At 63.8% G+C, this 14,622-nt stretch carries 11 protein-coding genes; 4 read left to right on the plus strand and 7 right to left on the minus strand.

Features of this window, described 5'->3' with window-relative positions; translation table 11 throughout:
- Positions 1–19 precede the first annotated feature (19 nt).
- The gene (locus HZ993_RS20560; RefSeq protein ID WP_209394560.1) at positions 20–3,061 is read right to left on the minus strand and encodes an AAA family ATPase; all 3,042 of its coding nucleotides are present in this window, start codon (positions 3,059–3,061) and stop codon (positions 20–22) included.
- A 157-nt stretch (positions 3,062–3,218) separates the two neighbouring features.
- Between HZ993_RS20560 and HZ993_RS20565 the strand changes: the two genes are divergently transcribed.
- The gene (locus tag HZ993_RS20565) at positions 3,219–4,385 is read left to right on the plus strand and encodes a hypothetical protein (RefSeq protein ID WP_209394561.1); all 1,167 of its coding nucleotides are present in this window, start codon (positions 3,219–3,221) and stop codon (positions 4,383–4,385) included.
- Between the two features lie 71 nt (positions 4,386–4,456).
- Here the strand turns inward: HZ993_RS20565 and HZ993_RS20570 are convergent, their stop codons facing one another.
- Genes HZ993_RS20570 through HZ993_RS20585 form a run of 4 tightly spaced genes read right to left on the minus strand, consistent with a single transcriptional unit; the run spans position 4,457 to position 9,651 of the window.
- On the minus strand, positions 4,457–6,685 hold the full coding sequence (locus HZ993_RS20570; protein ID WP_209394562.1) for an adenylate/guanylate cyclase domain-containing protein: 2,229 nt from the start codon (positions 6,683–6,685) through the stop codon (positions 4,457–4,459).
- A 17-nt stretch (positions 6,686–6,702) separates the two neighbouring features.
- The gene (locus HZ993_RS20575) at positions 6,703–7,380 is read right to left on the minus strand and encodes a polar amino acid ABC transporter permease (protein ID WP_209394563.1); all 678 of its coding nucleotides are present in this window, start codon (positions 7,378–7,380) and stop codon (positions 6,703–6,705) included.
- Positions 7,377–9,002, minus strand: coding sequence for a transporter substrate-binding domain-containing protein (locus HZ993_RS20580; RefSeq protein ID WP_209394564.1), 1,626 nt, complete (start codon positions 9,000–9,002; stop codon positions 7,377–7,379). The genes HZ993_RS20575 and HZ993_RS20580 overlap by 4 nt, the downstream gene beginning before the upstream one ends.
- Positions 8,995–9,651, minus strand: coding sequence for a formyltransferase family protein (locus HZ993_RS20585; RefSeq protein ID WP_209394565.1), 657 nt, complete (start codon positions 9,649–9,651; stop codon positions 8,995–8,997). The genes HZ993_RS20580 and HZ993_RS20585 overlap by 8 nt, the downstream gene beginning before the upstream one ends.
- Positions 9,652–9,905: 254 nt before the next feature.
- Between HZ993_RS20585 and HZ993_RS20590 the strand changes: the two genes are divergently transcribed.
- Genes HZ993_RS20590 through HZ993_RS20600 form a run of 3 tightly spaced genes read left to right on the plus strand, consistent with a single transcriptional unit; the run spans position 9,906 to position 11,732 of the window.
- Entirely contained in the window at positions 9,906–10,580 is a 675-nt protein-coding gene (locus tag HZ993_RS20590; protein ID WP_209394566.1) for a dihydrodipicolinate reductase C-terminal domain-containing protein, read from the plus strand.
- Positions 10,581–10,626: 46 nt separating this feature from the next.
- Entirely contained in the window at positions 10,627–10,920 is a 294-nt protein-coding gene (locus tag HZ993_RS20595) for a hypothetical protein (RefSeq protein WP_209394567.1), read from the plus strand.
- A complete protein-coding gene (locus HZ993_RS20600) occupies positions 10,917–11,732 on the plus strand; it encodes a phytanoyl-CoA dioxygenase family protein (RefSeq protein WP_209394568.1) in 816 nt (271 codons plus the stop codon). Before HZ993_RS20595 ends, HZ993_RS20600 begins: the two co-directional genes overlap by 4 nt.
- A gap of 66 nt (positions 11,733–11,798) precedes the next feature.
- On the opposite strand, the gene HZ993_RS20605 is transcribed toward HZ993_RS20600, so the two are convergent.
- The gene (locus HZ993_RS20605) at positions 11,799–13,925 is read right to left on the minus strand and encodes a TonB-dependent receptor (RefSeq protein ID WP_209394569.1); all 2,127 of its coding nucleotides are present in this window, start codon (positions 13,923–13,925) and stop codon (positions 11,799–11,801) included.
- Between the two features lie 89 nt (positions 13,926–14,014).
- Positions 14,015–14,566 carry a hypothetical protein gene (locus tag HZ993_RS20610; protein WP_209394570.1) on the minus strand — a complete coding sequence of 184 codons (552 nt, stop codon included), beginning with the start codon at positions 14,564–14,566 and terminating at the stop codon, positions 14,015–14,017.
- Positions 14,567–14,622 lie beyond the last annotated feature (56 nt).

The following is a 14,622-nucleotide window of genomic DNA, read 5'->3' on the forward strand; positions in this document are numbered from 1 at the left end:
GCGTCGCAGTAGTCTACCGTTACTCCGTTGCTGGAAGGGTAGACACCATGTAACCGAAACCCTGTGCGTGGGCGATGGAGTGGGCCTTGTCCCGCAACACCTGTGCGATAACCCGGTCCGTGCACGCTCGCGCTTGCAGCAGCAGAGCATCGGCAAGCATCTCCAGCAGGCCCGCGCCGTCCGCGATACGGGCCTGGCGCTGCGCCGCATGTTCCGCTGCCGTGTGGTCGCCATCCTGCAGCGCGATCTCGGCCTCTATGCCCGCCAGGCGCAGGTGCAGCAGTGGGTGGGCGCTGCGCTGGGTTATGTCGCGCAGTTGTTTTACAAATCCGCGGTCCACCGTTTGGCCCAGTTCAATCTGGGCTCGCACACGCAACCAGGCGTACAGCGATACACGCATGGGGTCGGCGCTGCCCCGCAGCATCGGCTCCGCGTAGTCTAGGTCATCACCGGCCAACGCGCCGTTGCCGCATTGCAGGTGCAGTCGCGCGCGGCGAACCAGGGCCTCTGCCTCAAACAGCGGGGAGGCCTGGGCCCGGCCGAGAAGTAGCGCGTTATCAAACGCCGCCAGTGCCTCGTCATGTCGGCCCGCGCTGGTCAGTATGGTGCCCAACACCAGCCAGGACAGTGTTTCGGTGTGTGCCACACCGGCCCAGCTTGCCAGGCTGCGCCGTGCCATCAGCTCGGCGCGCGGCAACTGGCCCAGTGCCTGCAGCATCACGGCCAGATCGTTTTCTATCGTCAACCCGCTGCAGTAATCCGGGTGCGCAGACAACAAGGCTTCAAACGCAGCACAGGCGGCTCGTGCATCACCCGCAAACCAGTGGATCTGTGCCGCAAAACTCAGTGTGGAGGGGCGGGCCGGGGCCAGGCGCTGCATTTGTTCCAGCAAGGCCCAGGCCGCCGGGATGTCGGGTTCACGCATGGCCAGTTCGATCAGCACCTCGCAGGCGTGCACGCGGTCATCCACGCGCAGGCGCGGCAGCAACGGGCGCAGGCGCTCGGCCGCGTCGCGCGCGGCAGCCAGGTCTCCCGAGAACACGGCGTTGTCCACCAGGCCAGCCAGTGTTTGCCCCTCAATCTGGTCGCGCTGGGCGGGTTCGGCCACTGCTGATACCTGGGCCAGTACCTCCAGCAGGGCGGTGCGGCCGCGCGCCAGGTCGGTCAGCAGTTCACACTCGGCCAGGGCCAGGCGCGCCTGCAGGGCCTGGGTGGCGTCCAGCGATTCGTCGGCCACCCGCGTCCACAGCGCACGGGCCTCGTCAAAGCGGCCCCGCATCTTGAGCTGCACGGCGCCGCGCTGCATCCAGGCCAGTGCGGTTTGTGGTTCCTGGGCCGCACTCCAGTGGGCGGCGACGGCCAGTGGTTCGGCGTTGCCTTCGGGGCGCCCGCCCAGGGCCAACGCGGCGCGCCGGTGCAGGGTTTGCCGGGCCGTTACGGTCAGGCCTGCCTCTACGGCCTGGCGCACCAGGTCGTGGCGGCACTGCAGGCCGTCGCGTTCTTCGCGCAGCATTTCGGCGTGCAAGGCGGTTTGCACCGCATCCAGCAGCGTGGTGTCGGGCCAAGCCGAAGCGCCATCCGCCAGCTGGGTCAGCACGTTCAGCGGCAGGGGGCGCACCGCCACGGACGCGGCTTCCACCAGTGCGCGCGCCGCGGCGGGCAGGGCGCGCAGCCGGCGCTGCAGCAGCTCCCGCACACTGCGGGGCAGGCTCAGCGTCTGCGCACCACCATCCGGCTCCGCCGGTGCGTCTGGCAGGGCCAACAGCAGCTCGTTCAGCACAAAGGGGTTGCCGGTGCAGGCGGTGTGCAGGCGTTTCAGCTCGGCATCGCTCCAGGCCTGCTGGGGGCGGCGCTGGCGGCAGCACTGTGCCACCGCGTCCAGGCCCAGGCCCTCCAGTGGCAGCAGCGTGAGGTGGCCGGTTTGCTCCAACTGCTGCGCCCACTGGCGCTGTGCATCACTGAGTTCGTGGCCGCGCGCAGCCGCACGCCAGCGCAACACGCCGCGGTGGGTGAGCAGGCTCAAAAGCTCCAGGGTGGAGCTGTCGCACCACTGCAGATCGTCCACCAGCAGCCAGTCGCCCAGGGATTCGAACACGCGCGCCAGTCCCTCCAGCAGGCGCGACTTGGCGGTCATCATGTCCAGCGGCGGCAGGGGGTCGTCAGGCGCCAGGTCGGGTAGCAGGCGGGCCAGGTCCAGTCGGTACGCGCCCAGGCTGTTGCCTCCCCGCTGCAGTAATGCGCGCAGGGTGCCCATGTGCGACAACAGGTACTCCGCCACGGGGCGGTAAGGGATTTGCTGCAGCCCCTCGCGCCCCTTGAGCAGCGGGGCTTGCGCCAGCGCCGCATGCAGCAGCGAGCTTTTGCCCATGCCGGCTTCACCCACCAGCACCATGGCGCGCACGGCGGGTCGGCGCAGGGTTTGCAGCGTGGCCTGCCGGCCAAACAGCGGTATGGCCGAGGCCGGTGGATGGGCCAGATGGTCATCAGCCCCGTCGCCCATCCCGTCGCCCATCCCGTCGTTATGGTCCACCGCGCCATGGAGCAGGTTGTGCAGCGGCACCAGCCAATGCGGTGCGGGCTGTGTGGCGCCGTGGGTGACAAGGGCGCGCTCGCCGGCTGCACGCCATTGCGATTGCAGCTGGGTGCTCAGTGCACGTGACCAGTCCCAAAATGCATCAAACCCGCCCAGCTGAAACCCCTCCAGCCAGCGCGCCGGCTGCAGGCGCAACAGCGCGGCGCCGTCGGCCTTGCTGATGGCGGCGCGCAGAGCATCGAGGTCCAGCGGCAACTGCAGGCACACACGGGAGCGTTCGCTCTGCAGTGTGTGGCCTTGTGCAAAAGCGTCCAGCAGCTGGCGCACGCGGTGCAGGTTGACGCGCAGGTTGTGCCGGGCCTCGTCGCGCGGGCGCTGGGGCCAGAACACATCCGCCAGCACTTCGCGCTCCACCCAGCGGCCCTGGCAGGCCAGGTACACCAGCAGGCAGGCGGGCAGGCTCACGGGTATCCGGTGGTCCGGCGCGCCGGCCAGTTGCCATGTGGGTACACCAAGCAGATTCAGCATGGGGCGCAGTGTGCCAGAGCACGCGCACCGCCCCGGGGCCGTGAGAGACGGTTCAGAGACGCTGCGTTTTTAGCATCCGTTCACGTTTGGAGGCAAAGGCTTTGACCGTGATCCAGGCGTATCTGTCCACATCCATTTCATACCAAGGGGAAATCACATGAACATCATCAGCACCAACGACAAAGACCTGCCAGACGACCTGCAGGGCGTTGCCAATGAAGCGGCACGCATCACCATTGCGGCCATTGAAGCGGCCGCCGCCCATATGGGTGACCCAGCCAAATTTGCGCTGCCAGCCAGCGGTGCGCTGGAGGCGGCGTCGCTGGCATTGCTCAAACAGCGCCAGACCGCCAAGCCGCGGCAGATGCGTGCCTTGCAGCTGCGCTCCATCGCCAAGCTGGGCGCGGCCAGGGCACCAGCAGTGTCTGCGGCACCCTCGCTGCTGACACACCTGCGCGCGCAACCCACCTTGCTCAGTCGTGGCATGCTGGCCGAACTCAAAGCCCTGAAACCTGCGGTGGGCGCCCTCAAGCTCAATGCGGCCACTTCGGCAGCGATCAAGGACGCCGTGGCCAGCAAGGATTCGGAGAAGATGCTCGATGCACTGGGCCTGTCCTACGCCATCGTTCCTGGCGCGACCGCCACGGCTCTGGCCACCACGGCGGCTGCACCGCGCCCCGGCTTTACCAAGCTGGTGCTCAACATCGACCGGGTGAAATGCCAGGACGACGTGGGCCTGGAGTTCACCGACTTCCTGGAGGACAACATCCGTCTCGGCGGCCTGGGCGCGGATTCCACGGGGCAGCAGCGCAATGTTGCTCCGTTCAAGGTGGGTGACTTCCGCAACGGCGAAACCAAGCGTTTCACCCCCAACCGCAAGTTTGTGGAGTTTGACCTGACCCGCTCCGGCAACTGGCCGCGCGCCTTCAGTACCACCTTTCTGATGGCCGAGTCGGATGGCTCTGGTGCCTTTATGGACGCGCTGCGTGCGCTGTGGGAGGCCGTGGGTGAAGTGGTGGAAGAGTTGGTGGTGGCGGCCGTGGTGGCAGGGGCCGGGCTGGTCGGCATTACGGTGGGCGCACCGGGCGGCCCGGTGGGCATGATCATTGGCGCCGTGGTCGGCGCCGCGGTGGGCCTGATTGCGCACTACCTGTTCACGTCGCTGGAAGACGATGTGTTCGAGCCCACCACCGTCAGCCTGCTGCTGCCCGATGCCCACACGCTGTTTTCGTCCGGCCAGCGCAAGAGCGGCAAACGCACCGAGAACCTGACCCACCCCTCGGCCAGCTACACGCTGAAATACGAGTGGGAACTGGTGCAATAGTCTGACGACAGACTGCTATAAATATAGTAGCTCCCCAGGTAATACCGACGAGGGCTACAGGCCAATTTGGCTTAAGACGTTGGTGCCGCAATGGCCGGCGTGGCCTGCCCGGCCAGGTGCAGGGACTTCTTCTGCATGATGGCCGACAGCGCATCGCCGTGTGCATCCACGATCCCCTGGTAGGCCTCGGCCGCCAGGGCGTACTCCTTCGCCGCATACAGCCGGTAGGCCGCTGTGGTGCGCTGACACAGGTCCAGCTCCTGCGCCGTGGGTTGTGTGTCCGGGTCGTCGCCAAAGACGGCTAACAACTCATAAATCTGCAACTCGCCCTTGCGCCCCTTCACGGTGGTCACGTCCATGGGCCGGGTCAGCAACCGTTCACCGGCTTCCTTGTATGTGGCATGGCTGATACAGATGGACGTGCCATATTCCTTGTTGATACCCTCCAGGCGCGCCGCCACGTTCACGCCGTCGCCCATCACCGTGTAGCTCATGCGTTCTTCGCTTCCGATATTGCCCACCAGCACCGCGTCGGAATGGATGCCGATGCGCACCGTCAGCGCCGGTAGCCCTTCGCCGACCTGCTTAGTGTTGAGCCCGGCCATTCTGCGCTGCGACTTCACCGCCGTGGCACAGGCGTGAAAAGCATGGTCCTGGTCCAGCAGGGGGGCGCCCCAAAAGGCCATCACCGCGTCGCCGATGAATTTGTCAACGGTGCCACGCTCCTCCTTGACCGCCAGCGACACCAGCGCAAGATAGGCCGACACACACCGCAGCAGCGCACGCGACGGGGTCACCTCTGAAATGGACGAAAAGTCCTTCAGGTCGGTGAACATCACCGTCAGGTAGCGGCTCTCGCCACCGGGCTGTATGGCTTGCCCGGACTTCAGCAGGTCATTGACCAGGTCGCGCGGCACATAGCTGGTAAACGCACGCAAGGTTGACCGCAGTTTGCTGACGGCATCTCCGAGGATTTTGATCTCGTAGATGTTGGAGCGCAGGTTGTGTTTGGAGGTTTCAAACTCCAGCAAATCGCGGATGATTTCGGTCAGGTACTCGATCGGCCGTGAGATGGACCGCGACAACACATAGGTCAACAACACCAGCAGCAGGCAGGCCAGGCCACCATAGATGATCAGCCGCTGGTTGATGGCCTTGAGGCCCACCAGAAAGTCGTTCACGGGTGCCAGCGTCAGCACCACCCAGTCCTTGTGGAAGGCATTGGGAAAGGGCGTGATCTGTGCCAGGTAGATTTCCGAGGTGCCCGCGCCGGTAAATTCAAACCGAACCTCTTTGGAGTCTTTGAACCGGCTGAACGCCTGTTTGGCGGGTGTGCCGTCAGACGCCTGGATGTTCTGCTTGACCAGGACATTGTTCTCCAGCTTGTAGCCACTGTTGGGGCCGGTGCTGACGATGATCTTGCCCTCGCTGTCCACAATATAGGTCTCGCAGTTCTGGCTGATCTGGATGGACTTCAGGTAGTTGGAGATGGCCTCCAGCTCAAACGACTCGCCCACCATGCCCTTGAACTTGCTGCCGATCATCACCGGTGTCGAAAGATTCATCGTCAGGCGCTGTGTGCTGGCCGCCGTGTAGACCTCTCCCACATACACATGCCGTGCCAGCTCTGCGGGGCTCAGCTTCTCCACACTTTTGGCCAGGTCCTTGTAAAACGGCCGCTCCCGGGGCTCGTAGTTGTTGGGGACCACAAAGGTCTCCAGTACGGTGTCCCGGTTTTTGAAGAAGGTGAAGGTGGAGTTGACCGTGCCCGCCTTGGCCGTTGCGGGTGGTGCACCCGCCCGGTCCACCACCCAGAAATTGAACTTGGCATCGGCCGGTGGTATGCGGTTGGCAATCACCATGTTGTCCCGCGTGCTTTGCGCCTGGTGGAAGGAGCCGCGGTCTGAAGCGACAAACACACTGGCCAACGTGGGGTTGTTTTCCAGGTGCAGCAGCAGGGTGTCCAGAATGGCCGTGCTCTCCAGCAGCTTCGGGTCATCCCGGACTTGTTTGGCCAGCGTCAGCAGCGAGTCGCTAATGGGGTCGAACAGCGCAATGAGCTTGTCCCGCGTTTGTGCATTGTGGGTTGTGATCAGCTCGGCCGCGTTGTGTTTGTAGATCGCGTAATTCGTGCGGTAGATGTAAACCACAAAGGTCACGAACGACGGCAGGATCAGGAACAGGAACAGTGTGCTGATGCTCAAACGCAGGCGCACCGCAAAGCGGGTCGCCTGGGGTGGGGGCTTGGGTGCCGAGGCGTCTTCGTGCAGAGCGATGTTCGCGGGGGTGTGGTCTGTCATCGTGTACCTCGGCGTGTTCAGGGGGCTGTTGGAGCGGGGGCGCTCAAAGACCATTTGGTGTCTATGTGTTGTGGCAGGGCGCGTATGGTTTCAGAATGTCTGAGCCGCTTCATCAAGGCCATCCAGGCCAGGCAGGCCACCACAAAAAAGCTGGCGCAGTAGATATAGACCGGAAACAGCGCATCGGTCCCGGTTGCGGCGATGATGGCGTTGCCCCTGCCCACCAGCTCGCTCACGCCCACCAGCGATGCCGTGCTGGAGGCGATGAAAGAAATCATCACGCTGGAGCCCCAGGTGGGCAGAAACAGCAGGCTTGCCGCGTAGTCCTTGCGGCGCAGGTTTTGGTAGGCAACCAGCAAACTCTCGGCCGTGAAACCAATCACCGAGGCCGACATACCCAAGGCGGCCTTGAGCCATAACGGAAACGCAATGCCGACACCCCACACGGTGAGCTCACGGGGAATGGCCATGGCGGCAAAAAACAGGAATGCCAGGGTAGGGACATTCCTGAAAATTCTGGAGAGCACATCACCCACCCTGGATGCAAGCCCGGTCTGCTTCACCCGCATGGCGGCCAGGCCTGCGCCCACCACGGTGCCGATCACCACCGCCAACAGGGTGACCAGCACATTCCACATAAAGCCGGTCAGCAGGAATGGCGTCCAGGTGTAAAGCAGGGTGAAGGTTTCGCTCATGGCTGCACCCTGCTGGGGTAAAGGCGGTGTTCCAGCCAGGTCAGTGAACGGATCCAGAAGCTGGTGACCATGTAGTAGACCGTTATCAGGGTCAGCATCATGACCACCAGGTTGCCCTTTTCGGCAATGATGAGGTTGATCTGGCTCAGCAGCTCGGGAATGGCAATGGCGGACGCGATCATGGACATCTTGCTCACGTTGATCAGGGCCTGCCGCACCGGCCAGCGGGCATGCTCCATCGACACCCGCAAGGTGCTGAGCCGCAGGCGGTACGCCGGGTTCTCGCGGCGCAGGTGCTGTGCGGCTTCGTCAAACGCATTCATCACGATGGCGCCGCTGTAGTAGCCAATACACAGCACGGTGACCAGCAGCGCCGGCAGGTGGATGGCAAACTCCCGCAAGAGGATGCCGCCGATCCCGAAGTAGACGCCATACATCATCAGCAGGGGTGGCACCAGCCGGCCAAAACCCATCACACCCGACACCGCGCGGCTCAGGTAAGGGACTTTGGACTCGGTGATGGTGGAGGCGACCACGCCAAATGCCAGGCTGGCGAAGATGCTCAAGGCGGTGACCAGCATGGTGTACAGCAGGCCTTTCAGAAACAGCTTGCGGTCATACGCGTCGTAGACATAACTGAGGTCTACGCCCGAACGCTCCTTGATCGCAATGCCCAGCGACTGCAGGCCGCTGACATCAACGGACCGCACAAACTCGATGTGCCGGCATTCCGGCGGCCACAGGCCCTTGGCATTGCGCAGGCAGGTGTAGGCGCCGCCGGCCTCCTTGCGGTTCCACAGTTCCAGTTCATCGGCGGGCCAGCTGGTGCTGCTGACCTTCCAGGCCTGGGCCGTGCGGGTGATCAGGCCATTGCGGTACCAGTCGGCGGCGGTATCGCCCAGAAACGCTTCCAGCTGTGTGCCAGCCTCTGCCTTCTTGATGAACATGGCCCAGGGCGTGACCAGTGCCTCATGGAACGGGGCGCTGTAGGCGCGGAAGTCTTCCCGCTTCAGGATATTGCGGATGGCCGGCCCGTTGTACAGAAAACCTTCGCAATACCCGCCTTCCACCGCCAGCAGTGCGTCACGCACGGTCTTGTAGGTTTGCAGGTTCAGGATGTAGCGTTCTGCGGTGGGCCGGTTGAAGTAGGCGCCTTGTAATGCACAAATGTCCTTGCCGCGCAGCGCATTCCAGTCCTTGGCGCTTTGGCCCGGGCGCAGCATCACCGTGACGCCCGCCTCAAAATACCCCGGCTCAATGGCCGTGGCAATGGCGCGGCGCTCCAGCGAGTCGGCCACGGTGGCCAGCAGCAGGTCAACCTCACCCAGCTCCAGTTTCTGGAAGCGGTTCTCGGTGCTGACCGGGATTTTTTGAAGCCGCACCCCCAGGCGCTTCGCAATGTCCTCTGCTAGATCGATCTCAAACCCGACCACCTCGCCTGCACTGTTGACGTGCCCAAACGGCTGCACATCTGTTTTCACGCCGATGCGTACCGTCCCCGCCTGCTGGATCGCCTGGAGCACGGGGCTGGGACGGGCCTCCAGGCTGTGCGCAAGACCCGTGCAGCACAGCCAGGCCAGCACCAGGCACCAACGCTTCAGGGCCGTGCAGCAATCAGGCATGGCGGGGCTGGCCTGTGGTGATGATTCTGCGCAACTCCCGGCTGGCCAGCTGGGCCGCAGGGTAGGCGGTGATCTTGTGCATGTCGGTAACGGTGGTTTCGTCCGGCAGTTCTATCCTGCCGGTGCGCGCCACAAAGGGCCCGGTGTCGAAGCCCTCGTCGATGGCGTGCATCACCACGCAGGCGTAAGGGCTGCCGTCCTGCATCAAGGCCTCAAACGGATTGCCGCCAATGTATTTGGAGGGCCATGCATCGTCGATGCAGGGGTGCAGGTTGTAGAACCCCAGGCTGGGGCCATCTATGAGCCGCTTGCCGATGCGCTGGCCAAACGTTCCCATCACGCAGAGGTCTGGCTTCCAGGTGTTCTCGAAGACGCCGTAAAACGGCTCAGCGTTCACCCGCCCGCGGTACACATCGATGCCGTGTTGGCGCGCGCGGGCCGCCACCATGTCTTCTTCGTAGGCGGTGTGCGGATACTGCCAAACGCGTTTGTCGGCGGAGATGAAGTTCTCTGCCGGGTTGTCCGTTGCCACACCCACCACGGTTACCAGCTCGCTGATGGGGCCTAGCAAGAGTTCGTTGAGCAGATAGAAGCCCCTGTAAAAACTGCCGAAGACAGCTACCCGCGTTTTGGTTTGGCTAAGCTTCACGGTCGGCGAAGTGGTGGGCACGGGGTATCCAAGGGTAGGTGGCCAAATGCAAGTGAACGCAGGAGACCAGGGCCGTGCCGTCTGGTGGGCTCTCCTTACAAATAGTAAGGAAATGTACAGGGCGTGTCAACGCGGAACATGCGGCTGGATGCTCAGAACATCACCGACTGGTGTGCACCGGCCCCATGGAAGGGGCGGGCGAAGTGGCACCCTAGAATAGGCGCACCCTCCGTCCTGTCTATCAAAACCATCACATGCACATCATCGTCGTCGGGACAGGAAAGCTGGCCACTGAGCTGCTCAGTTCGCTCAAAGTGGACAGTGAGAGTCTGGTCACATCGTGGGACAACAGAACCCAACGCGCGGAAAAGTCAGTGGTCATCCATGCTGGCTCTGGTAGAGAGCTCCGTGCGGTTACCGCCTTCTGTGCGGCCTCGCAGTCGCCGCTCGTCGAGCTGTCCACGGGTTCTGAGTTGGAGTCCACGCAGCACACTTTTCCGGTCGTCGTGTGTCCCAACACCAACATCCTGATGCTGAAGGTCATGGGTATGTTGGCAAAAAGTGGGCACCAGTTTCGCAGCTACGACATCCAGCTCACAGAGTCACACCAGGCGAGTAAATCGTCGGTGCCAGGCACAGCCGTCAGCATGGCGCGTGCGCTGGGTATGAACGACAGTGACGTTCGCTCCGTACGAGAGGTAGATGTCCAACGCGCGGAGCTGCAGATTCCTGAAATCCACCTGGCGCGCCACGCGTACCACCAGATTCGCATCAGAGACGGTGCGTGCAGCCTGCTGCTGGAAACACGGGTGTACGGTGAGTCAGCCTACGCAGACGGTGTGGCCCGCATCGTTGCTGCTGTGAAGGCCCACACGCTGGAGAACCGCACCTATTCCGTCATGGAGTTTGTGGACCTGGGCTGGCTCTGAATTCCTGCTACTCCGTTTTATTCTTTACAAACAACCTGCCACGCCCATGTCCTCTACTGATCACATTTCCACCCGCGCCACCTCCGAAGCCCAAGCCTGGCAGGCGCTCAAAACCCTGGGCGATGCCGCACTGGCGCAGGGTGGCCTACAAGCGGTGTTGCAGATGTTTGTGGGCACGCTCACCGGTGCCGAAGAAGTGGCACGCGTGAGTGAAGAGGCAGGCCACCCCGAGACGTTGACACCCGAGGTGGTTGCACAGTGGATCAGCACCGACTACGTGCCCGGCATGCAGCAGGCCCTGGCCCAGACCCCAGGTGGCGCAGAGCAGCAGGGCACATGACAGGCTACACCCTGCCACCCACCACCGCACAAGACTACGCGCGCCAGGGCGCCGTGGTGCTGCGCGGTGTGCTCACAGCCGATGAAGTGGTCACTCTGGCGCGTGGCATAGAGCACAACCTGGCCCACCTGAGCCCGCTGGCCCTGGTGGCCAGCCAGCCGGACGACCCGGGCCGGTTCGTCGAAGACTTTTGCACCTGGCAGCACAACCCCGACTACGCCACGGTCATGCAACACAGCGCCTTGCCCCGCGTGGCCGCGCAGCTGATGCACAGCGACAGCGTGCGCATCTACCACGACCACCTGTTGGTCAAAGAACCCGGCACCCGCCAGGCCACACCCTGGCACCAGGACCAGCCTTACTACAACGTGACCGGGCGGCAGAACGTGAGCTTCTGGATTCCGGTGGACGCTGTGCCGCTGGTGAGCACGCTGCGTTTTGTGGCCGGCTCCCATGCCAACGGCACCTGGTACATGCCACGCACCTTCCGCGACCAGCAGGCCAGGTGGTTCCCGGAAGGCGCCTTGGCTGAACTGCCGCAGATAGACGCGCACCCGGAGCAGTTTGAACAACTGGGCTGGGCGCTGCAACCGGGTGACGCGGTGGCTTTCCACATGCTGACGCTGCATGCCAGCAGTGGCGTGGGGCCCACCAGCCGGAGGCGCGTGTTCTCCGCCCGCTACCTGGGCGACGACGCCCGCCACGCGGTGCGCAGCTGGCGCACATCACCCCCCTTCACCGGCCTGGCCGAGCGTCTGCAGGATGGGGCGGTGATGGGGGATGCTTTGTTCCCGCTGGTTACTATCAAATAGATAGCGTGTTTGTCAGTAATCGCGGGGGCTAGAGGCTAGTTTTGCTTAAGGCCTTTCCTGTACAGCTCAGAAACGGGCCGTCAGCGTCAAGCGCAGGCTGCGCGGCTCCACCGGGTGAAAGTGGCGGTCGGCCACACCCTCGGCCGCTTCTCCGGGCAGGCGCGAGGCATAGTAGTAGTCAATGTCGCTGGCTTTGCGGTCAAAGAGGTTAAACACGTCCAGGGCCAGTTTGGTTTTGGGGTTGATCTGGTAACCCACACGCAGATAGGCCAAGGTGGTGCCGTCAGAACGCTGGCTGTTGTCCTCAATCAACGGGCGCGGGCCAAAGTAGCGCAGCTGGAACTGGCCCGACCACGGGCCCCGGTCGCTGATGACCGCGCCCAGCGAGACCACGGTTTCGACTGATCCAGGAACGTGGCGTCCGGCGTTGGGTGCATCGCCCTGAACCGTGGTGAACTCTGCGTGTGAGACGGCAATGTCGGCATCCAGCAGCAGCCAAGGTGTGGCGCGGTAGTGGTTGTTGAACTCCACACCCCAGCGTCGGCTGGCGCCGCTGGCACCGGTGTCGCCGGCGTCACCCGCAAACACCAGTTCCGAGCCCATGTCGAGCTGCCACAGGGCCAAAGAGCTTTGCAGCCCGGTGATGGCTTCGGTGCGCAGGCCCAGCTCGCTGCCGGTGGTGCGCACCAGGGCGGGGGAGGGGTCTATGGGTGTGCCTTCTTTAGGTGCCAGCCGGGCGGTTACGCCACGGGCGTCGTTACTGTGGAAGCCGCTGCCGATGTTGACGAAGTATTCGGTCTTGTTCCATGGGCCCAGGATCAACGACAGCTTGGGGCTGGTGAGGTCGGCCGTGTGCTGGCCCGTGTTGTCGGTTATGGAGCTGCGCACATCCACCGCCATACGGTCGTAGCGCGCCCCCAGCAGGGTGCGAAACGTGGGGGTCCAAGCGGTGGTGTTTTCGGCGTACAGGCCCACCAGGCTTTGGCTGACCTGACTCTCTTGCAGGGTGGCGGTGCGCTGCCCGCCCAGACCGCGGTACAGGCCCACCGGCTCCAGACGGTCCATGCGTATGCTGGTACCCACGGTGGTGCTGCTGTCGAATCCGCCAAACGGGGTGGCAAAGGATTGGCTTACTCCGCCACCAAACACCTGGCGGCTCTCGGCCTGCACAAACTGGTCACCATTGACCGGGGGTTCTGCTTGCTCCAGGTTGTAGGTGAAGTTGGACACCAGGTTCAGCTTGGAGGTGATGGCGTAGGCATTGGCTTTGAAGTTGCGTGTGTCTGCCTTGCGCTCGGTCTGCCAAGACAGGCTGTAGCGTTCAGTGTGGCCCCCATCCGTCGGGTCCAGGGTGCCGAAGCGGCCCACCAGGCCCTGGTCCACCGCACGCTGCGGAATTTGGTCGGTGGAGCGCCACGCGGCGCTGTAGGCCATGGCGGTGAGGCTGGTGCGGGCGTTGTCACTGGCAGTGCTGTAGCGCAGCACACCGTTGGCGCGGTGGAAGCGCTCGGGTTGCTCCCACGGGCCGTTGTTGTGCGCGGTCTCCACGGCGTACAACACCGTTGCCCCTTGCCAGGGCACAGATTGGGTCAACAAACCCCGTGCGTAACCGTTGTCACCCAGCGTGAGGGATGCAATGCCCTGCGGCAATGTGTCGAACAGGCCCAGACGCGCCACGCCGGCGGAGCTGAAGTCGCCCTCGTCGGCAAAGTAGGGCCCTTTTTTGTAGCTGATGCGGCTGACCAACTCAGGTATCAACCAGTTCAAGTCGCTGTAGCCATGTCCGTGGGCATGGGTGGGCATGTTGACCGGCATGCCGTCGACAAAGGTGGCGAAGTCGGTGCCATGGTCCAAGTTGAAGCCGCGCAGAAAGTACTGGTTGGCTTTGCCGTCGCCACTGTGCTGGGTGACGATGACACCGGGCACAAACTCCAACACCTCGGCCGGGCGCAGGGTGGGGCGGTTTTCGATCAGCTTGGCGGTGACCACGCCCTGGCTGGCCGCGTTGGAGGTGCCGACCGCGTTGTCGTAGGTGCCCTGTACCACCACGGGTGGCAGCGCTTCGGCGGGGTTGGGGGTGGTGTTTGCGGTGCTGGCCGACGCCATGCAAATAAGGCAGGCCACCGAGAGGGCGTTGCGCGTGGGTGCCACCGGGCGGCGCGCGCGCTGTGTGAACGGGGAGTAAGTTCCCATAGGTATTCCTGAAGATGATTGGAAGGGCGGTCGTGGAGCCGACCGCGGCGGGGCGCCTAACGCGCCGCCATGCAGAAAAGACGCTTGCTCTAGAAGGCAGCCGGAGGACGCAGCGGCGGGGCGATGCTGCGGGATACAAAAGCTACGGCGTGCCCGACTGGCCAGGGGCCGCGGTGCGCAGCAATCACCCGCCAGGACAACCCGCTGCCCGTTGCACCCAGGACCGGGAGCAACACCGACGCTCCGCCGGCCGGACTATCGGCAGCGTCTGCCGCCACTGCCGCACCATCCAGCGCCACAACGTTTGCAGCGTGGGGCGCGTGGTGGTGCCGCTCCAGCGTGTGGTGGTCATGGGCATGGGAGGGCGAAGGGGCGGGGGCGGGGAAATGGGCAGCAGCCAACAACAACTGCCCGTGCCCACGCACTTTTTGCTGTTGCCAACGGACAGTCCAGTCACTGACCAGGCTGGAGAAGGTGGCGGTTACTGCAGAGGGCATGTGCAGGCTGTGGTCGGTATGCCGGTGCAAGGACCCCAGGGCCTGCTGGCGCGTGATGGTCAGCCCCATGAGTGCAACCGCGATCAGCAGCAGCCATGCCAGGCACTTTTGGCCGACAGTGTGTGCTGCGCGTGGTGGGGTCATGGTGTTGTTTCCGGGCCTGATAGTAGATCTATCCAGGCAATACGTACACCGAGACG

The sequence above is a fragment of the Rhodoferax sp. AJA081-3 genome (genome assembly GCF_017798165.1).
In the GTDB taxonomy this organism is placed as follows: Bacteria; Pseudomonadota; Gammaproteobacteria; order Burkholderiales; family Burkholderiaceae_C; genus Allorhodoferax.